18 protein-coding genes and 7 tRNA genes are annotated in these 25268 nt (G+C 44.4%); 18 read left to right on the forward strand and 7 right to left on the reverse strand.

What is annotated here, in order from left to right:
- Positions 1–403: 403 nt before the first annotated feature.
- The gene (locus QMY49_RS23865; RefSeq protein ID WP_283314831.1) at positions 404–3160 is read left to right on the forward strand and encodes an Ig-like domain-containing protein; all 2757 of its coding nucleotides are present in this window, start codon (positions 404–406) and stop codon (positions 3158–3160) included.
- An 81-nt stretch (positions 3161–3241) separates the two neighbouring features.
- Here the strand turns inward: QMY49_RS23865 and QMY49_RS23870 are convergent, their stop codons facing one another.
- Positions 3242–4024 (reverse strand): DsbA family protein, encoded by a 783-nt coding sequence (locus QMY49_RS23870; protein ID WP_188014716.1) that lies wholly within the window; start codon positions 4022–4024, stop codon positions 3242–3244.
- A gap of 83 nt (positions 4025–4107) precedes the next feature.
- Positions 4108–6471 carry a DUF7507 domain-containing protein gene (locus QMY49_RS23875; RefSeq protein ID WP_283314834.1) on the reverse strand — a complete coding sequence of 788 codons (2364 nt, stop codon included), beginning with the start codon at positions 6469–6471 and terminating at the stop codon, positions 4108–4110.
- Between the two features lie 604 nt (positions 6472–7075).
- Between QMY49_RS23875 and QMY49_RS23880 the strand changes: the two genes are divergently transcribed.
- The 5 genes from QMY49_RS23880 (at position 7076) to QMY49_RS23900 (ending at position 9641) form a co-directional block, all read left to right on the forward strand.
- Positions 7076–7162 (forward strand) — tRNA-Leu (locus QMY49_RS23880).
- A gap of 97 nt (positions 7163–7259) precedes the next feature.
- Positions 7260–7335, forward strand: a tRNA-Gly gene (locus tag QMY49_RS23885).
- A 5-nt stretch (positions 7336–7340) separates the two neighbouring features.
- Positions 7341–7414 (forward strand) — tRNA-Cys (locus QMY49_RS23890).
- Positions 7415–7734: 320 nt separating this feature from the next.
- A complete protein-coding gene (amyS, locus tag QMY49_RS23895; RefSeq protein WP_005446966.1) occupies positions 7735–9258 on the forward strand; it encodes an alpha-amylase in 1524 nt (507 codons plus the stop codon).
- Positions 9259–9395: 137 nt separating this feature from the next.
- Positions 9396–9641: a hypothetical protein gene (locus tag QMY49_RS23900; protein ID WP_005446964.1), complete on the forward strand. Its 246-nt coding sequence runs from the start codon at positions 9396–9398 to the stop codon at positions 9639–9641.
- A gap of 82 nt (positions 9642–9723) precedes the next feature.
- Here the strand turns inward: QMY49_RS23900 and QMY49_RS23905 are convergent, their stop codons facing one another.
- From QMY49_RS23905 to QMY49_RS23915, 3 genes are all read right to left on the reverse strand, one after another.
- The gene (locus tag QMY49_RS23905; RefSeq protein WP_038899627.1) at positions 9724–10512 is read right to left on the reverse strand and encodes a lipase family protein; all 789 of its coding nucleotides are present in this window, start codon (positions 10510–10512) and stop codon (positions 9724–9726) included.
- Positions 10513–10683: 171 nt separating this feature from the next.
- Positions 10684–11745 (reverse strand): hypothetical protein, encoded by a 1062-nt coding sequence (locus QMY49_RS23910; protein ID WP_283314838.1) that lies wholly within the window; start codon positions 11743–11745, stop codon positions 10684–10686.
- 86 nt (positions 11746–11831) lie between these two features.
- Entirely contained in the window at positions 11832–12878 is a 1047-nt protein-coding gene (locus tag QMY49_RS23915) for a hypothetical protein (RefSeq protein WP_026138207.1), read from the reverse strand.
- A 495-nt stretch (positions 12879–13373) separates the two neighbouring features.
- On the opposite strand from QMY49_RS23915, the gene QMY49_RS23920 reads away from it, so the two are divergent.
- The 10 genes from QMY49_RS23920 to cobA all read left to right on the forward strand — a co-directional run bounded on the left by QMY49_RS23920 (position 13374) and on the right by cobA (position 21612).
- Positions 13374–13460 (forward strand) — tRNA-Leu (locus QMY49_RS23920).
- A 97-nt stretch (positions 13461–13557) separates the two neighbouring features.
- Positions 13558–13633: transfer RNA gene (locus QMY49_RS23925), tRNA-Gly, on the forward strand.
- Between the two features lie 5 nt (positions 13634–13638).
- A tRNA-Cys gene (locus QMY49_RS23930) sits at positions 13639–13712 on the forward strand.
- A 167-nt stretch (positions 13713–13879) separates the two neighbouring features.
- Positions 13880–13953 (forward strand) — tRNA-Cys (locus QMY49_RS23935).
- Between the two features lie 352 nt (positions 13954–14305).
- Positions 14306–14791 carry a hypothetical protein gene (locus tag QMY49_RS23940; RefSeq protein ID WP_009696661.1) on the forward strand — a complete coding sequence of 162 codons (486 nt, stop codon included), beginning with the start codon at positions 14306–14308 and terminating at the stop codon, positions 14789–14791.
- Between the two features lie 126 nt (positions 14792–14917).
- A complete protein-coding gene (locus QMY49_RS23945) occupies positions 14918–16270 on the forward strand; it encodes a sensor domain-containing diguanylate cyclase (protein WP_283316796.1) in 1353 nt (450 codons plus the stop codon).
- 352 nt (positions 16271–16622) lie between these two features.
- A complete protein-coding gene (gene nirB, locus QMY49_RS23950; protein ID WP_045487527.1) occupies positions 16623–19187 on the forward strand; it encodes a nitrite reductase large subunit NirB in 2565 nt (854 codons plus the stop codon).
- A gap of 13 nt (positions 19188–19200) precedes the next feature.
- Complete coding sequence (gene nirD, locus QMY49_RS23955; protein ID WP_005387969.1) at positions 19201–19524, forward strand: nitrite reductase small subunit NirD; 324 nt, start codon at positions 19201–19203, stop codon at positions 19522–19524.
- Positions 19525–19707: 183 nt separating this feature from the next.
- Positions 19708–20556, forward strand: coding sequence for a formate/nitrite transporter family protein (locus QMY49_RS23960; protein WP_005446948.1), 849 nt, complete (start codon positions 19708–19710; stop codon positions 20554–20556).
- 297 nt (positions 20557–20853) lie between these two features.
- Positions 20854–21612, forward strand: coding sequence for a uroporphyrinogen-III C-methyltransferase (cobA, locus tag QMY49_RS23965; protein WP_029789298.1), 759 nt, complete (start codon positions 20854–20856; stop codon positions 21610–21612).
- A 21-nt stretch (positions 21613–21633) separates the two neighbouring features.
- Here the strand turns inward: cobA and QMY49_RS23970 are convergent, their stop codons facing one another.
- Entirely contained in the window at positions 21634–22074 is a 441-nt protein-coding gene (locus QMY49_RS23970) for a DUF4174 domain-containing protein (RefSeq protein ID WP_009696657.1), read from the reverse strand.
- A 127-nt stretch (positions 22075–22201) separates the two neighbouring features.
- Here QMY49_RS23970 and QMY49_RS23975 point away from each other — a divergent pair, with 127 nt between their 5' ends.
- Positions 22202–22690: a LabA-like NYN domain-containing protein gene (locus tag QMY49_RS23975; RefSeq protein ID WP_199479509.1), complete on the forward strand. Its 489-nt coding sequence runs from the start codon at positions 22202–22204 to the stop codon at positions 22688–22690.
- 99 nt (positions 22691–22789) lie between these two features.
- On the opposite strand, the gene QMY49_RS23980 is transcribed toward QMY49_RS23975, so the two are convergent.
- Positions 22790–24121, reverse strand: a complete 1332-nt coding sequence (locus QMY49_RS23980; protein WP_005446939.1) for an anaerobic C4-dicarboxylate transporter — start codon at positions 24119–24121, stop codon at positions 22790–22792.
- A 390-nt stretch (positions 24122–24511) separates the two neighbouring features.
- On the opposite strand from QMY49_RS23980, the gene QMY49_RS23985 reads away from it, so the two are divergent.
- Positions 24512–25252, forward strand: a complete 741-nt coding sequence (locus tag QMY49_RS23985; protein WP_199450747.1) for a siderophore ferric iron reductase — start codon at positions 24512–24514, stop codon at positions 25250–25252.
- The last annotated feature ends 16 nt before the right edge of the window (positions 25253–25268 follow it).

Genomic DNA, 25268 nt, shown 5'->3' on the forward strand with positions numbered 1-25268 from the left:
TCAGTAACCTGTTTTGACTTGAATCATAAGTCATAAGACGTTGTTGTTCTCTATCCATAATAAGATATAAATCTAAAATATAATTATGTTTAATTTTAATAATTATTTACCAGTTAATGGTGTTAATTTAAATAAAAGATTCGTTCTAAAACTTGCTGTTATATCCCTTGCTATATTTTCGTCAAACACCTTGGCTGTATATGTAAATGATGTAACTAATAAAAATACTCACCAACACTACCATACACATTTTGATGTACATGAATCAAAAGAGAAAATTTCTGTTGATAAAAGAAGTTTTAAAAGAAAAATACAGCAGAAGAACTCAGAGCTATTGGTCGCGATTGATAATTACAAGAATAATGATGGCGAAGCTAAATTACGTTATTTTTCAGAAGCATTAATGTTGCTCAAGTCGAGACAGGAAACTATTGCACAATTGGCTGACATCGACTCAGACCTTGCAACAAGAGTCGCTTTTAACAACAAGCAACGCAAGATTATTCCATCAGAGCTTCAAGGCTTTGTTGAGCAAGAGCAGCAGTTAGAAGGCGTTTTGGAAGTGTTTTATGAAGATGATGAGAAAACGCACTCCAGTCGTCTTCGTTACATCTTGAATTCTGGAAACACGCGAATCGAAGTCAAATTTCCCAATCACGCGGTCGCTAAGGGGTTGCGAGATGGCAACAACGTACGCGTTAGCGGGATCAACATCAAGCAAACGGGTAAAAAATTAGATGTGTTGGCATTGAATCAGGACCCATCTAATGTATTGGTTTTGGCTGATGGTAGTAACACGACTTCTATAGACGGGACTGGCTTGACACAAGTGACTGCGAGTTCATTTGGTGAACAGCTTACTTTGGTGATGTTATTGAACTTTCTAGATAACACGCAGACACCATGGTCAGTCGAAGAAACACGAGAGCTTGTGTTCGGCCAAGTTAATGACTTTTATAAAGAAAACTCTGATAACCAAGTATGGTTAACGGGCGATGTCGCTGGTTACTATACTTTGCCAATGAATGCTACGTGCGACACTTGGACAATTCACACTACCGCTGAAGATGTTGCCCGAGACAATGGCATTAACTTTGGTAATTATGCTCGAATTGTTTACGTGTTTCCTGAAAACTCAGCATGCGGATGGACAGGCAAAGGAACCGTTGGCGGTAATCCATCAAAAGCTTATGTGAATGGCTCTTTAACTCTGCGCACTGTAGGGCATGAACTTGGACACAACTTTGGCTTACATCACGCCAAAGATCTCGATTGTGGTTCTGACATTATTGGTGATCGATGTGCATCGGCAGAATATGGTGATGCGCTTGATATCATGGGTATGTCGGGCATCACTGGTCATTTTAATGCCTTTAGCAAGGAGCTCTTAGGCTGGATCAGTACAAACTCAGGAAACGTTGTTTCTGTTGAGGCTGACGGCAGGTATTTACTTGAACCTGTTGAAACACCGCATAGTGGTGGTGCCAAAGGATTGAAAATTAGACGTGGCACAGATGAAGTAACAGGTAAACCATTGTGGTATTACCTTGAGTATCGCCAAGCGATTGGGTTTGATAGCTTTGTTGAAGGCAAATCGGGCATTACGGATGGGGTAATTTTCCACTTAGCGACAGAAGATGACCCACAAAGTAACTTGATGCTAGATATGATTCCAAATAGTGGTCTGAGAGATCTTGATGAATCCGCTCTGCTTGTCGGCCAAACGTATACTGATGTTCAAGCAGGCGTTACCATTACGACAGAGTGGACAAATGCCAATGCAGCTAGCATACATGTGACCTTTGATAATGAATTATGCGTACAGGCAAGCCCTTCAATTGATCTTGCATCCAGTCAAGTGGTGAGTGGTGTTGCTGGTTCTTCAGCCTCTTATAAGTTGAACGTGACGAACAACGATACGAAGGCTTGCTCGACAACGTCATTTAATGTGAGCGCAAATGTGCCATCTGGTTGGTCATCGACGCATGCATCTTTGACACTGGCTTCTGGTGAGACGAAAGCGGTAGAAATTAGCGTAACGTCGAGTGATTCAGCACAAGAAGGCAGTTACGACATTCTGCTGAAGGCGGAAAATAGCAGTGATTTAGCATTGGCCACCAGTATTCCAGCGGTTTATCAAATTGAACCAAGCGTTCAGACGTGTGAGATGGCTAATCCAACGTTAACGCTCGTTGCAAACTCAGCGGCGGAGTTCGAACCGGGAGAAATAGCTAACTACACCGCAACGATTACCAATAATGATAGTCAAGCGTGTGAGCCAGCAAATTTTCAAATCAATGCCAATGTGCCTGAAGGGTGGGTTACGACTAACAGCGTTGCTTCACTAGCTTCGGGTGAAACGACATCTATTAGTTTGAGTGTTACTTCTGACGTTTCGGCCGAAGCAGGAAGTTACAGCATTGACGCGATAGCAACCAATACACGAGACGCTAGTTATAATGCACGAGCGAGCAGTGTTTATAAAGTAGCTGACTTGGCGCCTACTTGTGAGCTAAGCCCTCCATTGTTGACCTTTTCTTCTTTGACTCAAGAGGGCAATGCCGGTGACACCTTGGTGTATTCCGCGACGTTGACGAGCCAGAATGGTCCTGAATGCGACTCTGTGTCGTACACAATCTCTGCAGATGTTCCAAGTGGGTGGAGTAGCTCGACTCGCCAACTATCGCTTGAGTCTGGGCAGAAGGCGAATGTTGAGGTGATGGTTACTTCTGCAGAGAATGCAACCGAGGGTGAGTATTCGATTCAAGTTCATGCGTTATCAACGGAAAGCGGTGAAGGCGTGGCTAATGGCGTTGTCGAATATCGCATCCTAGTGATCGCAAACTTATCTCCCATTGCTAACGACGACTCAGTTGTGTTGACGGCAAAAGAGGTGACTGAGATTGATGCGCTTGCAAATGACAGTGATCCTGATGGAGATAAACTGCAAGTCGTTGGCTTTACTCAAGGCTCTAAGGGATCAGTCAGTTTAAACAGTTCTGGGCGCTTAGTGTATTCACCGGCGAAGAATTTTAAAGGGAGCGATAGCTTTAGCTACACCATATCTGATGGTCAAAATACAGCGACCGCAATGGTTTCCATCCAGTTAAGCAGCACGAGTGAGGGCGGTGGTAATAAGGGAAAAGGAAACAGTAAATAGAGTTTGTTGAGCTGCGCGATAGAGGAGGCAATAGCGAAAGTTATTGCCTCTTTGGGTTTATATTAGCGCTAAGTGAAACGGCTATTTAGGCGCTTTAAGAAGATCGTCAAACAGTGCGGCGAACACGCGATAATCTTGTGCACCAACAACCAGTTGTGCGCCGACTAATTGACCCTCTTCAATACGTCCGACAACAAAACTTGGTGTACCACGAATACCAAGAGTGGATGCAAGGGCAATGTCGTTTTCTACATTTTTTGCCATTTGAGGATCTTCAAGGCATGCAGAGAACTTGTCGATATCCAGCTTTAAGTCACTTGCGGTTTTTTGGTACAAAGCGGTATTTAAGTTGCGCATATTTGAAAACAAAGCGTGTCGCATTGGCCAATACTCACCTTGCTTAAAGCTACAATTGGCAGCAATTGCGGCACCTTTAGCTTGTGGATGAAACCCAAGTGGAAAGTCTCTTGTTAAGTACTTAACCTTTCCTGAGTCGACATAGTTTTCTTTAATCTTTGCGAATGTGTTGTCGGTGAAGCGTTTGCAGTAAGGGCATTGGTAGTCAGAAAACTCGATGATCGCGATTGTCGCGTTGTCATCACCCATAGACGGAATGGTTCCATTGCCATCAAAGTCTTTTTGATCGGGTAAAGTCCTGAATTTTGGTTTGGCTGCTTTGGCTGCATTTTCTTTAGCTAACTCAATGTCTGAGTTAATGCTTTCAACCTGTGCTTTTAAGTCTTTTACTTCTTGTCTTAATGCCGCTAATTCGGATTTAACTTTCTCATCATTGGCTGGTTGGCAACCAACGACCAGCGGAACCGACAGCAGCATAGCGTAAATGCTTTTTCCATACTTCAACATAGTGATATCCCCTTGTATGGACTGAGAAAAGGGGCAATGACGCTGCCCCTTTAATGTTAAGAACGTGAAGTTCTATGTGTTGGTTACTCGACAGTGTTGACTTCGATAGATACGAAGTTGGTTAACGCATCACCATCATCGTCTTCAACCGTTGCTACAATACCGTCAAGTACACCTTGCGCTTGGAAGGTAATAGGGTCGGTATTTTCCAGACCAGGTCGAAGTTCTACAGTAAACGCACAGGTGTAAACGTTGTTGCCAGAACCGCTGTAACCGAGCTCTTGTCCGATATTACAAGGTGGATATGTCATACCACTGTGGGTGCCGCCTTGAGTATTAAAGATGGTAAAATTGGCATTGCCATTACCGTCGATAATATCAACGCCACGCAGAGTCAAACCAGTTAACGTGACATTGTCCACTTCAGACGCGTTGGTAAGTTGAATAATGATCAAACCACTAAGTGCGAAGGCAATATCCGTATCTGGAGCAAGTGGATCAAACGTTACTGTTGCATCATCCATTGCGCTTACACCAAGACCGTCCTCGTCAGTACCATTAATAGTAGCAACGTTAACGTGGCTATCACCGGCGTTACCTTGGACTTGTAATGTGATGGTACAGCTTGCTGTTTCGCCTGGGTCTAACTCAAACCCGTTTAACCCGGTTGGCGTTATAGCGCCGCCATTTTTCATGTCTACCATACACTCGTCTGTGAGTGATCCGAAACGGTCGTCATTTAGGCTAGAGAAGACCACAGTATCGGATGTTGAGACGTCATCTATAGTGTCTTTGACCGTGAAGTAGAAGGTGTAATCAACATCTCTGAACAAGGTTGGGTTATCACCCGTTTCAAACACTGATGTCGGATTGGCTGTTTTTTCTAGAGTGATCATAGAAGGTACATCCAATACCAAAATAGTGTGAGAATCCATGTCTGTCGCGGTATCATTCTCGTTGTCTCTCGCAATTGCTGTTACTGTATTTGTGAAACTATCACCTGCATCGCCAGCAACATAGACACTTAGGGTACAGCTGTATGTTGCACCAAATGCTATCGTTACAGGGTTATCAAGACAGTCACTCTCAGCCCCAATTGCGCTTAGATCACCATAGATGGTGTCGACTAAGCTCACGAGTTCGATAGGAGAATCAAATGTACCGGAGTCGTTAGTCACTTCGAACGTAAATGTGACATTTTCTCCAGGCTCAAGTACTTCATTTTTATCAGCTGACTTAACAACGCTAATCGCTGGTGGGACATTGGTAATCTGTACTTGTCGTTCGACACTACAACGATCACCAAGTGCCGCGTTGCCAACCCCAATTGGACAAGTATCGCCGTTAACCACAGGATCGCCGTTTTTGTCTAGCAACGTTACTTTGACAATGTCTTTATAGAGCTCAGGATTTGGTATATCCGGAAGGTCACTATCTACGACAAAGACTTTGAACTCACAACTGTAGGTTGCGCTAGGAGCCACTTCATACAGAGGTGTTCCGACTGGACAGTTAGTCGATGTAAGGTAAACACCGTCAGCCATTGCAGGGCTTGAGGTCGCACCCCAAAGATCGAAGCTAACGTCATAAGTTCCATCGCCGTTGATGTCGATTTCATCGGTTAATGCACTAATGAATAACGATGTTTGGGCGTTAGGGTTAGTGAAGCTTAGATTAAAGGTAAACTCGCCGCCTGCTTCTGGGTGAGAGCTAGGCGCACCTTCAGATTTTACGATATCTGGTGGTGATGGCTTGATGAACACATCAATATTAAAGGTGTCACAGTTACATTTAGATTTGGTGTTTGGGATCTGACCAGCATACGGATCTTCATCGATCGTACAGTTATCTCGTTCTTGATTATCCCATGCTGCACAATAGGTAAAGTCGGCTCGGTTGTCGCCGTCGTTATCTGAACAGAGCATGGTAATGGTTTCGTTAAGCAGTGTGTATTCGTCTGGACCTAAAGCTTTAGTGATGTCACCACATGCGTCGCCATCCAATTGAGCATCAGCAGTCTCACCACTTCCTCCTGGCACGGGTAGGATCATGCTACAGTTTCTAAAATTACCTTGAACGACCTGAGGGCTGGCTTCAGTTAAAGGAAGATAAAAGGTGGTGTCGTATCGTTCGTTTGCGTTGGTTCGCACGGTAACGTCAGCTTGGAAAGAGAAGGTATCTCCAAGGTTACATTCTGCATTCGGATCGACGGGAATCACTTGCGTGATCTCGACGTCATTAGCGGTACAGTTTAAAGCATCTCTTGGTAATGAGTTTCCCGGCTCTTGCAAATAAGCGTCTGCCATACAGAGTTTTTCTGTTGGTGAGAGGTTATAGGCTTCCGCTTGAGCAGGAGAATGACTCGTTACGCCATACAATGCTGCCGAACTGACAAGGATGACACTCATTACCTTGTTTAATCGGTTGTGTATTAATCGTTCCATCATTGACCTTCTTTTTATTCGAAAGTTTGAACAAGAGGGTTATATGAGCGGCTGAACACACCATAGTGTCTACGGTATGACTGACACTTAATCAGCGACTTAAGAGCAGAACCCTCATTCCTTGACCAAACGAGCTTCTAAGGTGACGCTAGCATTATTCACCCAAAAGACTGTGCGTTGGTTGCCCACTTAAGAGCAAGAAATGAACCAAACCTTAAGTCATTGAAAATATGAATTAACTAATGAATGCGCATTCAAAAATAACTGTTAAGAGGTGTACACAGTGTTCACCTGCGGATGGGGGCGACAAAGGCAGAAGGATAAAAGCTGATGTTTATCTGATAGATAGCGGTTAGTGTGGTCGTTTGGTTGTGAAGCAATGGTTAACAGGTTGGTTGACACTGTGAGGTGGTACGGTTAGCTCAATATTAATGGGTGATTATTGAACTTAACGATTGCGATTCAGTCAAAAAGGGTGATTATTGTTCATTTGGTTGATAATTATAAGAATTTTTGTTGACCTAAAATCTTAATCCGTTAAAGTACGCCTCGTTCTCACGGCGAAGGTCGTTAGAACAGGTGGTGTTACCATCGCATTGATTGCGTTGCCCTGGTGGTGGAATTGGTAGACACAAGGGATTTAAAATCCCTCGACGTTCGCGTTGTGCCGGTTCAAGTCCGGCCCGGGGCACCATCCGAAAATTGAGTGGGTGAATTTAATATCCCGCCGTCGAGTTGACCGGCCGAGTGTCGGACCATCAATTCCAGCTCGGGTCACCATCTCAAATTATGCGACACTAGCTCAGTTGGTAGAGCGCAACCTTGCCAAGGTTGAGGTCACGAGTTCGAACCTCGTGTGTCGCTCCAGTTGAGGCGCCTTGGCAGAGTGGCTATGCAGCGGATTGCAAATCCGTGGACCTCGGTTCGACTCCGGGAGGCGCCTCCATTATTTTCGAAAGCTCGTCATCATGACGGGCTTTTTTTCGTTTTAAAGCATGATAATTAATCGCTTAAGTCTCAATTTCGCTACGCTTTTTGGTTATCTCCTCCCTGATTATTTGATCGTGATTCAATAATTGCGCTCAATTAGTTATTGGTTTTATAAATGTTACACAACTCAATAATTGTAGAGGGTGATTGGTGATAATTTCTTCACGATTGTAGTCCGAACTTTTTGTTGTACAACAGACGGTTAGTTGGATCTCTTCTAGTCGTCATGTTGGCTCTCTAAGTTCGAACTTCGTTCTAAAACGTGAGAGAAAAATAATGAAAACATTCAACCTTAAACCCACACTTTTACCTTTAACTTTGCTGCTGAGTTCGCCGGTATTGGCGGCACAAAATGGAACTATGATGCAGTATTTCCATTGGTATGTGCCAAATGACGGCGCACTCTGGACACAAGTTGAAAACAATGCGCCAGCACTATCCGACAACGGTTTTACAGCGCTGTGGTTGCCACCAGCATATAAAGGCGCAGGTGGTAGCAACGACGTTGGTTACGGTGTTTACGATATGTATGACTTAGGGGAGTTTGATCAAAAAGGATCGGTACGAACTAAGTACGGCACCAAAGACCAATATCTAAATGCCATCAAAGCAGCACACAAAAACAATATCCAAATTTATGGTGACGTAGTGTTCAACCATCGTGGCGGTGCAGATGGCAAGTCGTGGGTCGATACCAAGCGTGTGGATTGGAATAACCGCAATATTGAACTTGGCGATAAATGGATTGAAGCATGGGTTGAATTTAGCTTCCCAGGACGTAACGATAAATACTCAGACTTCCATTGGACGTGGTATCACTTTGATGGCGTCGATTGGGATGACGCAGGTAAAGAGAAAGCGATCTTTAAATTCAAAGGTGATGGTAAAGCATGGGATTGGGAAGTCAGTTCTGAAAAAGGCAACTATGACTACCTCATGTACGCAGACTTAGACATGGATCACCCAGAAGTGAAGCAAGAGCTGAAAGATTGGGGTGAATGGTACTTAAACATGACGGGTGTTGATGGCTTCCGAATGGATGCGGTTAAACACATCAAATATCAGTACCTACAAGAGTGGATCGATTACTTGCGTAAGAAAACGGGTAAAGAGCTCTTTACCGTTGGTGAGTACTGGAACTACGACGTGAACAATCTGCACAACTTTATCACTAAGACTTCTGGCAGCATGTCATTGTTTGATGCTCCGTTACATATGAACTTCTATAACGCTTCACGCTCTGGTGGCAACTTCGATATGCGCCGAATCATGGATGGCACCTTGATGAAAGACAACCCAGTGAAAGCAGTAACACTGGTTGAGAACCATGATACGCAACCACTACAGGCCTTAGAGTCTCCGGTGGATTGGTGGTTCAAGCCTCTTGCGTACGCATTCATTTTGCTTCGTGAGGAAGGTTATCCGTCAGTCTTCTACGCAGATTACTACGGTGCGCAATACAGCGATAAAGGGCACGACATCAACATGGTGAAAGTGCCTTACATTGAGCAATTGGTGAAAGCACGTAAAGATTATGCTTATGGTAAACAACATTCTTACCTTGACCACTGGGATGTGATTGGTTGGACACGAGAAGGGGATGCGGAACACCCGAACTCTATGGCGGTTATCATGAGTGATGGTCCTGGCGGAACAAAGTGGATGTACACAGGTTCACCGAGCACACGTTATGTCGATAAACTAGGTATTCGTACCGAAGAAGTATGGACTAACGCTAGTGGATGGGCGGAATTCCCAGTGAACGGTGGATCGGTTTCTGTTTGGGTTGGCGTTAAATAATCTCGAGTGCAGAGTTGCAGGTGTGACCAATTTCGAAAATAGCATGCATTTAATCAATGTCTTATTTGATATTCATGATACAAATGCGTAACTTTATTGTTGAGCATTATCAGTAGGCAGATTAAGGAAAGGAATCTATGCAGGAAGTTGCAACTATTGCGATTATATTCGGTGCAATATTCGGTGGTGGTATCGTTAAGTTGATTCTTAATCATCGCAAGGAAGTAAAAGCGCTCGAAATCTCTGAGCGTAAACTGATGAATCAAGAAGAGCGAGATGGTCTTAACAAACAAATAGACGACCTGAAACAGCGCGTCGAAGTATTAGAGCGCATCGTTACTGACAACAAATACCAACTTGATAAAGAAATTGCGTCTTTGTAATTCTGAACCAAGAACAAAGAGCCAGTTTAATACTGGCTCTTTTTGTATCTGTCGCTGAATCACAAGAAAGCGAAGTAATGGATTAACGCTCATCAAAGAAGTCTTTGTTGCGAATGTACTTGCTCATTAAGTGATAGGAAAAAGGGCGGATCAACCAACTTACCAAAGAACGCCCAAGGCGCATTAACGTTGGCGTGTTCTCATAAATTCTTCCATTATAAAGCCACAACATTTTACCTACATGCCAATAAAGAAAAGGTACCGGAGGCATAAAAGTAACAATATCGATGTCGCAACAGATTCGATAGGTTTTGTGGCTTAAACGATAGCGTTTCTTGAATGTCCAATCACCAATCGCTGGTTGACCAAATGTCACCACTCGTTTGATGCTTTTTGGGTACTTACGTTCGATATAGTCGGCAAACACGCTGCCAATTGCGCCGCCCGACGAATGTCCAGTAATGGTGATGCGCTTCCCCTGTAGAATCAGAGGTACAATGGTGGCTTCTAGTCGTTCAATCACACTCAAACCAAGACGATCTTCATTTCGAGAAGGTTGGCTTTCTTGAAACAACAAATGGTAGAAACCTGCATGGATGCGATAGTTAAGTCCTAATCGCTTGCAGCTACGAGTCCACATGGCAAAGTTCAGCAACCAATCGGTAATACTGTGCGAGCCTTTAATAACCACAACGACCTCAGTACGTTTTTTACTCCATAAAACACGGATCATGGTTTTGCCAAATTCGTTTTTAATGATCCGCTGCCCATTAGGGTCAAACCCATAGCGTGTCTGTTTAAAGACTCTGGGGTAGGCGAGATTACACAGCACGGCGTAGCGTTCGTATTGGTATCGTTTTAATGGCTTCACGTTTTTCTTCTTAGTCTTTGTCAATTTAAAACTCTAGACATGAAATATGAAAAACCGATGAAATGAGCAGGACTAAATTCAGGGTGAAATTTGATAAGTGAAGTGAAGGTTCTTTGTTTGTACTCAAGCGAGCTTAGCGCTTGAGTACGGACACATAAAGTGCGGACAAAGTTAGTTTGATGCTTGATGAAGAAACTCAAGTTGTTGTTTTTCTTTATCACTCATCTCATAAGGCTCATCAGAGAGAAGACCGGAATCAAACGCGCCGATTGGATATACTTCGCTTTCGCTTTGACCGTATTGCGCTTTTTCTCCCGGAAAACCAGACATGCGTTCTATCATGATGTCACGCAGTTCATAATCCGTTTTGCCTTTTAAAAGGACTTTATGGAAAGCCTTAAGCTCAATGGTTTGCTCTCCTTCCGATAAACGCTGCTTGTGCACCAATGACGCAATCGCAGAGCCGTTCGATTGATACAGGTTCCCCCTTACTCGATAGATACCAGCTTTATCAATTTGTAACGTAATAGGAATGATCATATCAGTATTTTTTGGCGTGCCGCTGCCTACATTGACAATACTTGCGACAGAATGAAAGAGACGTAAATCAGTAGTAATGACGTCTTCGCCTTGCTCAAAAGTGATATGCGCAACTAGCCTTAACTCTTCTGGCCAATCAGATTTTGGGGATATACGCCAGCCGGTTTTTTCCATCGTAAAAGTCGCGAGTGTCTTTTGCTGCTCAATATCTTCGACATCTAGTGACGCTGTCACTATATTGCTAGAGGATTTCAAATTGACTTCGATATCGTCTGGGAAGAAGTGGCGATACTTGGTTAAACTAAGTGTCGCTGTGTCTTTTCCATCTAATACGGGAACGGGCACTTCCTCAAAATGGTTCCAATCTAAATAAGGACTATTCTCTCCAAGGATGGGCTGGGAATATGAGGGGTATTGTAAAACTTGCTCGTGACGCACTGCGATTAACTCGAGATCTTGCGAAGAAGTAATATCCTCTATCAGCGGAGAATCGTCATACTCTACGTTGGCTGGCTCTGTTGTTACTTGGCTTGGCTTAACGATAGAAGAAGCTTGCTTATGTGGCATGAGCTCTTGGGATATTGCAGTTTGAGTCGACGTTTCAGGTTCGTCGGAGGGGGATTTCAAAATAAAGAGTGTGACAGCACCGAACGTTACGAACGCAACAAGGGCAATAAGTTTTTTGTTGTTCATATTCAATCTCTTGAATCATCCACTGTGGGTAAACAGAGCCAAACGATGTATTGCTTGGCTCCTATACGGATTTAAACTGAACTTAGTTATAATCCTGCAGCAATCTCAGACATTGTATCTTGTTGGGAACCTTGAACATAAATGTACTTACTGCCGAACCATCCATTTTGTTGATAGCTATCGACTTTGACTGAGTGACCGTCCGCGAGTGCAACAGAAGTGTTGCTAGACGTCACTTTCCCTTTGTGCTTTGAGCCAATCACTTCGCTGTGGCTGTAGCCATTTCCCATGATGAAAGGGTAATGGTTAGGCATCAAGCTTGTTACGCCTTTACTTTGTGAAGATACTTTACCGTCCATCGCTAAGTGAGTCGAACAACTGTCGAAACTGCCGGAGCTAGAAGAACCACAGGATGAGTGCGCGGCTACAACGCCATCGTCTTTGCCCGGTAAGAAACTTGCTGTTGCTTTAAAATAATCACTGCCATTGCCGACAAAACGAATGCGAGGAATTCGGTGATCAGGCAGCATCGCTATTTGGCGAGCATTTGAGACTTTAAGGTCGTTTAACACTCCAGTGTTGTTTTTGTTCGGAGTATCACCAAGCCAGAGCGAAATAGCGTAGCGCATGGCACTGTTTGTCCAGCCGCCACCTTCCGTAATATTGATGACGATATCACCCAGCTCTGAGCCACCACCGGCACCTGCGAAGTCGAAGGTGGCAACGACGTTGAGGGGAGTAAGCCCTGCGTTAGTTAGCCAGTTCTCTTGGTTATCAAGGAGATACCTTGCGACAAGATCACCGGTAGAGTGGGTCACTAAGATACAACCCGGCTGGCATGTCCCATTTCTCGACAACTCTTGAAGCTTCGGCCAAACGTAATCACTGGTAATTTTACCTTCGACGCGCTCTTGCGAAGGCCAGTCAATCCGCGCATCGGCGTATTGCATCCAATAATCTTTCCAATAATCCGCTCCTTCTGTTTCAACTTGCGTTCGCGAAGGTTGAGTTTGCAATTGATCAGGTTGGAAACCGTGAATGAGGACTACTTTGTAATCCCCAATGGCAGCGTTGGAAACTCCGGAAAATGCCATCGCCACTGCGAGTGAGGCAACTTTTGTCATTTTATTCATGATGTTATTAACCTTTGAATGTTTAGACTTGCTAGTAATAGCAACGTTTAATAAGCAAAAAACAAACATCAAAACCACTTTTGCTCAATGGTATGATTAGCGCCATGAATAAATACTAACAACACATCGGATCAGTGAAATGTTAGCGAGGTACAAGAATGAAGATTTTTTTTGCTATAAATGAGAGCATTTGCCTAAGTGGTTTATAAAATTGTTGATAAATTCATTATTTTATCCTTTCGTCTCGGGGACCATTATTCGTTGAAGGGCATTCATGGAGAGTACGTTGAGAAAAAACATCATGTAAGAGTGATGGATGTGTACATGGAATGGTCGAATTGGGTGCGGAGTATTCGCCTGAGTCTGCTTTTTAACCGCATGAATAAAAAAGATAAAATTTGTTGTTGACCTAAAATCTTAATCCGTTAAAGTACGCCTCGTTCTCACGGCGCAGGTCGTTAGAGCAGGTGGTGTTACCATCGCATTGATTGCGTTGCCCTGGTGGTGGAATTGGTAGACACAAGGGATTTAAAATCCCTCGACGTTCGCGTTGTGCCGGTTCAAGTCCGGCCCGGGGCACCATCCGAAAATTGAGTGGGTGAATTTAATATCCCGCCGTCGAGTTGACCGGCCGAGTGTCGGACCATCAATTCCGGCTCGGGGCACCATCTCAAATTATGCGACACTAGCTCAGTTGGTAGAGCGCAACCTTGCCAAGGTTGAGGTCACGAGTTCGAACCTCGTGTGTCGCTCCAGTTGAGGCGCCTTGGCAGAGTGGCTATGCAGCGGATTGCAAATCCGTGGACCTCGGTTCGATTCCGGGAGGCGCCTCCATTCAATAAAGTACCATTACATATCTATTGAATGTTTACTGTATAATTGCTGCTTATTAAAACGAAGGCGTTGAAGATAAACGACTCTATCTCGGTTTAGTAACGTGGTGATAATCGAAAGAGCAAACGCTCTTACGAACCTTTCAAAGTTTCAAAACGAAACACTATGGCGCCTTGGCAGAGTGGCTATGCAGCGGATTGCAAATCCGTGGACCTCGGTTCGACTCCGGGAGGCGCCTCCATTCTCTTTCTTGTTTCAATTCAGACCTCTGACCAATCGGTCGTGAGAATTCGCCTGTTCGTTGTGATTCTTCGATAAAAGTATCAATAACCTTTACATCTAACTCTTAATTCTATTTCACCCTGATTTTCGACTGGGCATAACTGCTCAACGATCCCAATTTGATCATTCAACTGTATTAACAGAACGTTGTTGTCTATAAACTATGTGCATTACTAAGGGCTAATTGATAACATCATATATTAACACTTGTTAATATATGAAAGTGTTAGTCTTTTTGCTCAGGAAGAGCGTATTCGGTTTATGGAGAAACACACGTGTTAAGACAATTGAGCAGGCAAATCGTAGTCTTGATGATGAGCACTGCATCTTATACTGCTTTTGCAGCGTCAATGGCAAGTTACCCAGAAGGGTGGCAAGATTGGCCCGTTGTTAAAGAGTCACAAAACCTACCTGCAGATACTGTCCTGCCGCCAGATACTTCACTATTTATTCAAGAATCCGTAAGAGCCTACAGCTGGATCAACAATGGTCAGGGGTCACCACTTACTATCCGAGTGAATCCGAACAAAATAGAGCAATACAAAACTCACGGTCCGTATACAGATGGACCGACGGCGGTGGCGATTTCAGAAGTAGAAGGTATCGTGTGGGTGACAGAACATATTGGAGGTATGGCAATTTATGGCAGCTATGACCGAAAAGGAAAAGACATCAGCCATTCACATCCTTCATTGGCGCCTTCGTTTTGTCAAAGTTGCCATACTACTTATCAGGACATCTGTATAAACGGTACTTGCGCAGAGCCCGTTTTGGATGTGTACAAAGATAAGCAGTAGTCCAAAGTGAGTAATCGAGTTTTCGGTTGGTTGACGATAAACCAGATGCTTTTTTTATCGCATCTGGTTTTAGTGATTTCCATTATTTCTGGGTTGTCCTATACGCGCTTCCAAAGTGAATGGGATATGCGTATCGAACATGCAGTGATTATGGCGAAAACGCACCTGTCTTCACAAATGACGTTTCTCTCTGGTTCTATAGCGGGCCGTAATTACGCAAACTTGATGATGCCTTCGACCAAAGAGAACTTCAGAGCCATCGATGGTCTACTGTTTGTTGAGGTCTCCGGCACGTCAGATTATAAAGAACAAAAAGTGGCAGTTCGATATTTGGCACAATCCAATCAAGTGTGGCGAATTGATGTCAGCGATCAGGAGGTAAGGGCGCTCCAAGCGCAAAAGGGGAACCTTGAGCATATCTTGGCGGCGACGCCTGACACAGATGAAATTAAGCGTAATAAGCTCCAATACCTTATCAACAAAGCAAAGGTTGATTTAGAGGCACTACAAATCAGCAAGGGGCTCAATCAAGATACCAATCTGCCATGGACAAAAGATTATCTTCGACAAACCGACTTCTACTACGATGCCAATCTATCGGTGCTTCATGTTTGTCTTCCTTTAAGAAACGTAAACGGTGGCTACATTTGGGCGGTATTAGATGCAAGTAAACTCGACACTATCAAAACGACGCTAATTAAAGAACTGTTTAATGAGGCGTTAATCGCTTCGTTAATCTCTATGGTGATGATATACATGGTCACCATGTGGATTGTTAGCCCACTCAAGCGTCTTTCAATGTCGATGAAAAAAGACATTGAAAAGATCGACCAATCGTATATTCCTGAAATTCAGCGTTCGGATGAAATTGGTGACTTAGCTCGTTCATATTCCAGCTTGATTACGAAAATCAAAAACCAGTTGCGCGTTCTTCGTCAACAAACTGATACCGATGCCTTGACGGGATTAGGGTCGCGTTACTTGTATAAACGTACTGCACCACTGTTTGTTCAGCAAACGGTAGGTAATATGAGTTATGCCTGCTTCGTTTTGTGCGATATCGATAACTTTAAAAAGTTTAATGACACATACGGACATATCGAAGGGGATAACGCGTTATGTGATGTTGCTGAACTCTTTCGCTCGTTTTTAGGTAAAGACCAACCTTCGTTTCGATTAGGCGGCGAGGAGTTTGCCTTGCTTGTTTACGGGAATACCTTAGATGTGCTTCAAGCAAAAGTAGAACATTTAAGACAAGCCGTAGAGGCTTTAGCCATTCCACATGCCAAAAATCTTCCATCACAAGTTGTGACCATTTCAGTAGGGGCGGTGCCTCTGACAAAAATAACGCCTTATCCGAGTGTGGATGCATGCGAGAAAGCACTCGAACAAGCCTTTGAGGTTGCGGATAAAAACTTATACCTAGCCAAAGATAAAGGACGCAACGTTGTGATTATGGACAAACCAATTGAAATATAATCAGCACAGCCTAATGGTGTAAAAGAGTAGGGCTTACTCTGAGCTAGTTCTATCGCATCATAAAATGTTGAATTTTTTCAAACAAATTCAATACTGCTAAACCGTTTTCAACACGTACCAGCCAAATAGATTCATTTCATTTATGAAGAAATGTTAAGAGTTTATCTTCTCGGTGATGAATTACTACACAAAGATGTAGCAAATTTACCGTTAGACCCTTTTAAATCGAGGGTTTTAACCTATCTACCCCTTTAGGGTAGTTTGATTCCGTAATTGATTTACATCATGTATTAATTTTCTTTCACATTTAACAATGCGCTCAGTTATAAGAACCTAACCCTTAGGAAGTACAATGAGCAAGTTGAAGCTAGTAGTCATCGGTAACGGTATGGTAGGCCACCGTTATATCGAAGACTTAGTCGAGAAAGCTGATATGTCTAATATGGACATTACGGTTTTCTGTGAAGAACCTCGTGTCGCATACGACCGTGTGCACCTTTCCTCTTACTTTTCTCACCATACTGCAGATGAACTTTCTTTAGTGAAAGAAGGCTTCTACGAGAAACACGGCATTAACATGTTGATCGGTGAGCGTGCGATTAACATCAACCGTGAAAACCGCATTGTTTACTCAAGCACTGGTCGTGAAGTTCAATACGACAAGCTGATTCTTGCTACTGGCTCATTCCCATTTGTTCCACCTATCAAAGGTCACGAAAGCAAAGACTGTTTTGTTTACCGCACTATCGAAGATCTTAAAGCGATCGAAGCGTGTGCGAAGAAGAGCAAATCAGGTGTTGTTGTCGGTGGTGGTCTGCTAGGTCTTGAAGCAGCAGGCGCATTGAAAGCACTAGGTGTAGAAACGCACGTTGTTGAGTTCGCACCAAAGCTAATGGCTGAGCAACTTGATCTAGCTGGTGGTAACCAACTTCGTCAAAAGATCGAGCGCATGGGCGTGAACGTTCACACTAGCAAAAACACGCTTGAGATCGCGGCAGAAGGCACAAATGCACGCAACGTTATGCGTTTTGCTGACGGTTCAGAGCTAGAAACAGACTTCATCGTATTCTCCGCAGGTATTCGTCCACAAGATAAACTAGCACGCCAAATGGAGCTAGAAGTGGCACCTCGTGGCGGTGTTGCTATCAACGACCATTGTCAGACTTCTGATGAGAACATCTACGCCATCGGTGAGTGTGCGTCTTGGAATGAAATGTTCTACGGTCTTGTTGCTCCTGGCTACAAGATGGCGACAGTTGCCGTTGATCATCTACTAGGTAACACAGAAAGCAAATTCGAAGGCGCTGACATGTCTGCGAAGCTGAAACTTCTTGGTGTAAAAGTAGGTTCAATCGGTGACGCAAACGGTCGTACCGAAGGCTGTAAGAGTTACGTTTACCAAAACGAAGAGCAAGAAGTTTACAAACGTCTTATCGTTTCTGAAGACAACAAGAAACTACTTGGCGCGGTTATGGTCGGTGACACCTCTGACTACGGCGACCTGCTTCAACTTATGTTGAATGAAATCGACCTACCAGAACACCCGGATGCGTTGATCCTTCCTGCACACGCAGGCGCTGAGAAACCAGCATTAGGTGCAGACGCTCTACCGGAAAGCGCAGTAATCTGTTCTTGTTTCGACGTAACCAAAGGCAAGATCGCACAAGCGGTTGCTGATGGTCACCACACATTGGGCGACATCAAAGCCGTGACTGGCGCAGGTACAGGCTGTGGTGGTTGTATTCCTCTAGTCACTTCTGTTCTAAATGCTGAGCTTGCTAAATCTGGTATCGAAGTGAAGAACGACGTGTGTGAGCACTTTGCATACTCACGCCAAGAATTATTCCACTTAATCCGCATTGAAGAGATCAAAACGTTTGATGAGCTTCTAGAAAAATACGGTAAAGGTTACGGCTGTGAAGTTTGTAAACCATTGGCTGGTTCTATCTTGGCTTCTTGCTGGGGTGAGCACATTCTTAAGCCACAACTGGTTAAGCTGCACGACACGAACGATAACTTCCTAGGTAACATCCAAAAAGACGGTACTTACTCTGTGATCCCACGTATGGCGGGTGGTGAAGTAACGCCTCAAGCACTGGGTGCGCTAGCGAACGTTGCTGCTGAATACAACCTGTACACCAAAGTCACTGGTGCTCAACGTATTGGTCTGTTTGGTGCTCAAAAAGACGATCTTCCAGAGATCTGGCGCAAGCTTATCGACGCTGGTTTCGAAACAGGTCAAGCGTACGCAAAAGCACTTCGTATGGCGAAGACATGTGTTGGCTCAACGTGGTGTCGTTACGGTGTTCAAGATTCTGTTGGTCTAGGTTCCTACATCGAGAACCGTTACAAAGGCATTCGTACACCTCATAAGATGAAGTTCGGTGTTTCTGGCTGTACTCGTGAGTGTGCGGAAGCACAAGGTAAAGACCTTGGCATCATCGCGACTGATGCAGGCTGGAACATGTACGTATGCGGTAACGGCGGCATGAAACCTCGTCACGCAGACCTACTTGCAAGTGATCTAGATAAAGAAACGTTAATCAAGTACATCGACCGCTTCATGATGTTCTACATCCGTACTGCTGCGCCACTACAACGCACATCAGTTTGGATGGAAAACATGGAAGGTGGCGTTGACTACCTACGCGAAGTGATTGTTGAAGACAAACTTGGCATCAACGCGCAACTAGAAGCAGACGTAGCGAAGCTTGTCGACGAATACGAGTGTGAGTGGACTGCGACTATCAACGACGAATCACAACTGACTCGTTTCGCGCACTTCATCAACTCTGACAAGCGCGATGAAAACGTCGTGTTTGTACAAGAGCGTGAACAGCACCGCCCAGCAACCTTCACGGAAAAACACCCTGAAGCGAAAGGCGACATCCTACACGTAGCGATCACTGAAGCATAAGGGAAGGTTGATTATGTCATTTGAAAAGATTTGCCAAATCAGCGACATCGTACCGGGCACGGGTGTTTGTGCACTGGTTGATGGTCAGCAAGTTGCGGTATTCCGCCCAACACAAGCAGAAGAAGTGCTGGCGATCAGCAACACAGATCCGTTCTTCCAATCAAACGTGCTTTCTCGCGGTTTGATCTGTGAGCATCAAGGCGAGCTATGGGTGGCAAGCCCACTTAAAAAGCAGCGCTTTAACCTGACTACAGGTGCGTGCATGGAAGACGAGCGTTTTAGCGTGAAAGCGTACAAAACGCGCGTAACCAACGGCGAAGTAGAGATTTCTGCATAAGCGTGGTTTCCATTCCCTCCTCTAAGGGGGAGGGAATGAACCGAAATCTAGATTTAATAGGTAAAGGCTTTCCAGAGTCATCTGCGGGGGACAGGGAAGCGAGATGTTACTGAGTTAACGGGAAGCCTTTCTCTATTCAATCTTTAATTTTTTAACTTTCACTTTTTGAATAAGGACACATTCATGTCTACTGATTTTAAGCCTGCAGAATTCGTTCAAACCATGATCAACGTGGGTGAAGCGAAAACCAACACCAGTACTCGCGATTTGCTACTCCGCGGTACAATGGCGGGTATCATCCTGTCGCTAGCGGTGGTTGTGGCTATTACGACTATCGTACAAACGGGCGTGGGCGTTGTGGGTGCGCTTGTCTTCCCAGTTGGTTTCGTGATTCTAAGTGTGATGGGTTACGACCTAGTAACAGGTGTTTTTGGTCTAGCTCCTCTAGCTAAATTTGCAAACCGTCCTGGTATCACTTGGGGTCGTATCTTCCGTTGTTGGGGTTTGGTTGGTTTGGGTAACCTAATCGGTTCTCTAATCGTTGCTTACCTAGTGGCTATCTCTCTAACAGGTAACTTCTCTCTAGAATTGAACGCAGTAGCGAAGAAATTCGTCGCTGTTTCTACAGCACGTAGTCTTGGTTTCGAAAATATGGGCATGGACGGATGGATCACGTGTTTCGTACGCGGCATCTTCTGTAACCTAATGGTGTGTCTTGGCGTTATCGGCAACATGACTGCACGTTCAGTGTCTGGTCGCGTAGCAATGATGTGGTTCCCAATCTTCATCTTCTTCGCACTAGTATTTGAGCACACAGTGGTAAACATGTTCCTATTCCCACTAGGTATGATTCTAGGTGCTGATTTCGGTATTGCGACTTGGTTGAACTTCAACCTTATCCCAACCATCCTAGGTAACATCGTTGGTGGTCTAGTGATGACTTGTATTCCACTGTACCTAACTCACGCTAAAACTGCGCCTTCTATCAATGCTGAAGAAGAAGTAAAAGCGCAGCCTGCAATGGCTAAGTAATTGAGGTTTATTACCAATATTAGGTAATGAACAAGTCGGGACTCTCTTTGGACTTGAACTGAGAGATTCCCGACTACGCTCCTTCGTCGCTTTCGGGAATGACTCATATAGGAGCAGTTCAACAAATACTGCTCATCTAATGCGATAACAAGCAAAGCGAAAAGCCTGTCATTCCTTAGATGAAGGACTCCAGAGCAGGGAACCTCGTTCCCATATACTAATAAGCTATTTGGCTATAAAAAGCGTTTCTTTGCCAAGAGTCTCTCTTTATATCTAAATTTTTCGATAGGCGTTGATATGACAACTGTTAACTCATCTTTAAACAGCGGCTTTGTTTCTCTTGTTGGTGCAGGTCCGGGTGACCCAGATTTACTGACAGTAAAGGGCTTAAAAGCCATTCAAGCAGCCGAAGTTGTGGTGTATGACCGATTGGTGTCGAAAGACATTCTAGAATTGGCTCACGCATCAGCAGAGATGATCTACGTAGGTAAAAAGTTGGACTTTCACTGCGTGCCTCAAGATCAAATCAACCAAATCTTGGTGCAAAAAGCGCAAGAAGGTAAACGCGTTGTACGTCTAAAAGGCGGCGATTCATTTATCTTTGGTCGTGGTGGTGAAGAGCTAGAAGAGCTAGCAGAATTCGGCATCAAATACGAAGTGGTTCCGGGTATCACAGCTGCTGCGGGTGCAACGGCTTACGCAGGTATTCCATTAACGCATCGTGACCACGCGCAAAGCGTTCAGTTCATTACTGGCCACGTACAAAAAGATGGTCGTGAGATTGAATGGCACTCGCTAGCGCAGTCAAACAACACGCTTGTGTTCTATATGGGGTTGAAACAAAGCGGTCATATCATGGATAAGCTTATCACACATGGATTAGACCCAGAGATGCCATGCGCGATCATTGAAAACGGCACACGTACAGAGCAGCGCGTATTCCAAGGTAATCTGAACGAGCTATCTAATATGGCAGAACAAGCAGTGAGCCCTGCGTTGATTGTGGTTGGCAGCGTGACGCAATTGCACAGCAAATTGGATTGGTTTGGAAAATAACTGAAGACTTAGTCTTAAGCATTAGATCGCGCAAGGACTGCGTTTCTGTTGCATCTCTCTTTTTCGCATTGGCATTTCATCGATCAAATCGTTGATGAACTGCCAATCAGTCTTCGCACCCCAGCGGTGTTTCTCTTCTCCGTCTTTACCCAAAAGAATCGCAGTGTGTTGACCTGCTTTGACTTCGTAGAGAGCAGCCAGCATTTTCAAATCGAACTCTTCTTTTAACCATGAAGGTTCAGTAAAACCGTCCTCTGCAATCACTAAAGTGATCACATCGCGGTCTTCCAATTCACATTCATTCATCAAAGCTTCGAGCAAAAACTGTTTTACGTGGTCGTCATTCGCAGGGGCAAAGTATAGGACACTGCGATGTGGCCAGTACTGTGAGTGTGCTGGATAACCAAACGCATTGCCTGATATGAGGCATGCAAGCAAAAGGGCTAACGTCGACTTGTTCATGGCTCTCTCCTTGAAACGCGAGACTTCGTTTATCACGTTATACGGTAAGTTTAGTGGAATTAGCTCATTGTGCTTTGGTCCAAAGTGGCATAGGGTATGCGGCAAACAAATAAAGCGTATTAAATAGATGAACTCTGAAAGCAAACAAAAGATCGCAATCTTAGTCGACGTACAGAACGTGTATTACACCTGTCGTGAAGCGTACCGCAACAATTTTGATTACAACCAGTTTTGGTATGTCGCGACACAAGGAAAAGAAGTGGTGAGTGCGCGTGCCTATGCCATTGCGAGCAATGACCAAAAACAGCGTCAGTTCCACCATATTTTGCGTGGTGTTGGGTTTGAGGTGATGCTTAAACCTTATATTCAACGTCGTGACGGGAGCTCGAAAGGCGACTGGGATGTAGGTATTACACTAGATGCGATTGAGATTGCGCCGGAAGTGGATGAAGTGGTTCTGGTATCTGGCGATGGCGATTTTAGTTTGTTGGTGGAACGCATTCAGCAACGCTTTAACAAGAAAGTCACAGTGTATGGCGTACCAAAGTTAACTTCCCAAACCTTGATTGATTGCGCGGACCATTTTGTTGCTGTCGATGACGACTTTCTTCTTTAACTTCTTCTCGCTGTATAGCTTTGAGAATAAAGAAAGGGCGAGTCACTTCAGGCTGTACGTTAACGTACAATGACTCGCCCCAAACTATAAGTTGGTTAGTTACGAAGGAATGATCATTTGTCCTAGCACGTAACCCAAGCAACAAGCACCAATCACACCAATTAAACCCACAGACATGAATGAGTGGTTGAAGTACCACTTGCCAATCTTAGTCGTACCTGAAGTATCGAAGTTTACTGTCGCGATATCAGAAGGGTAGTTAGGGATAAAGAAGTAGCCGTAAACCGCTGGCATTAAGCCGATAAGCAGTGCAGGGTCCAAGCCTAGTCCGAGACCAACAGGTAACATCATACGCGCTGTTGCTGCTTGAGAGTTCACTACTACTGATACGATGAATAGCGCGAGTGCGAATGTCCAAGGATAGTTGGTTACCATTTCAACAATGCCGGACTTGAATTGAGGCATCGCGTATTGGAAGTAGGTATCTGACATCCATGCAATACCGAAGATAGCAATCGCTGCCACCATACCGGATTTAAAAACAACGCCGTTTGGCACGTCACGTGGGTCGGTTTTGGTCGCAAGCAAAATAATACCGCCGAAGCAGAGCATCATCATCTGAATAACCACCGCCATGCTGATTGGCTTCGCGCCATCGACGATGGTTCGCACTTCCGGCCACATCGCAATAACGACGATCACAAGAATCGACAGAATGAACAGCAAAACAGAGTTGCGTGCGCTCGCTGGAAGCACTTCGTCCAAAGAAGTTGCCGTTGTGTTTAAGATTTTCTCACGCCAAACCGGATCTTTTAGACGCTCTTGGTACTCTTCGTCATCTTCAAGCTCTTTACCGCGTTTCAAGCTGTATAGCGACATCAACAGCGTACCAAACAAGGTTGCTGGTACTGTTACGAGAAGAATCGATAGCAAGGTGATTTCGTGTTGAATGTCAGACAGCTGTGCTAGGTAGTAAACCACAGCGGCTGAAATTGGTGATGCCGTGATTGCGATTTGAGAAGCAACGGATGCCGCAGCCATCGGACGCTCAGGGCGAATGCCGTTTTTCAACGCAACGTCGCCAATGATTGGCATGATGGAGTATACCGCGTGACCAGTACCAAGTAGAAAGGTCATAAAGTAAGTGACGAACGGTGCAATGAGGGTAACGCGCTTAGGGTTCTTACGCAGTACGCGCTCGGCTACCTGCAACATGTATTTCAAACCGCCAGCGGCTTCAAGAATGGAAGCACAAGTAACCACCGCAAGGATGATCAGCATTACAGTGACGGGTGGGGAGGTTGGTGGCATCTTGAAGATGAAAACCTCAATGACCAAACCAATACCTGAAACAACACCAAGACCAATGCCGCCATACCGTGAACCGATATACAGCATCACGAGCAAAAATAGAAACTCAAGATACAACATGTTTAATTTCCTTATTAGAAACAGGGAGTTTTATTGTTTCTATATTCAAGAAAAAAATACTTAGCCTTGTTCACATTCCATTTCATAGGAAATAGTAATGTCTAATAATTGGGAATAACTCACGCTACGGAGCCAAAGTGTTACGCTGCCTTTGAACTGGTGTTGTTGGAATGTTTTTATCCACTAGTTCTGACGTTAAACCGAACCATTTTGGTGCATCTTCGCGGTATAATGGTTTGTTTTCCTGCCGTTTATTTGCGGCTTTTTATTGATTTTAATGCTCTGTAGCACGTCAAAGTGATACAGTGTAAACATTACTGATAATTATTTGCATTGAGTGCTTGGCTTGCGTATAACTGCGTTCAAACAAAAACGTACGTAAACACAACAATGTCTGAGCAGTTTTTTCCGCAACTCTTCCATTACTCAAAGGAAGTCACGCCATTCTTACACGGCAGTATTGGTGAGATTGGTGCTAGTGCAATCCATATCGATAACGACATCAATCCAATTGTACAATCACTCTACCAATCGCTTTCTCAAGCGCATCCCGAAGCGGGTAAAGCCTATTGGCTAACTCGAACATGGGACCTGCTTTGTTGGCAGCCTATGTATGTGGCATTCATTTCGATCTATGGATTTCACACTTTGCCAAATCTACGGGGGATGGGGCAATACGTGCAGCAAGGGTTTGTCACGGGTTACCGCTTTGCTGATGAACAGCATATTCATGGTGAAATTGAAGAACTGATTGTCGAAGCTGGTAAGCAAATACGTGCACTTTATGACTTCTATCAGATTCAAATGAGTGATTGGACTCGCATACGCCCGGGCTTTACTCATCAATTGATGTCTGATGGTGTGATGGCATGCTTGATCCGACTCCAGCAACATTTTCCTCAATTTAGTGACGAGCTCATTCACCAGCATGCAAAGTTGTGGTTGGAAGCGCTTGGGTTAAGTTCTGAAAATACATCATCCCTGTACGCTTTTTCAGACGAGCGTCCTTTGAAATTAGTCCGAAAAAGCTGCTGTTTAGTCTACAAATGTGAAGGGCGAAAACTGTGCGAAGATTGCCCTCGAACAGAGGAAAATAAGCAACTCGTCAAATCTCGAAGTGTCGCAAGGTAACAAACGTATAACATAT

The sequence above is a fragment of the Vibrio harveyi genome, assembly GCF_030060435.1.
GTDB classification, from domain to species: Bacteria; Pseudomonadota; Gammaproteobacteria; order Enterobacterales; family Vibrionaceae; genus Vibrio; species Vibrio harveyi.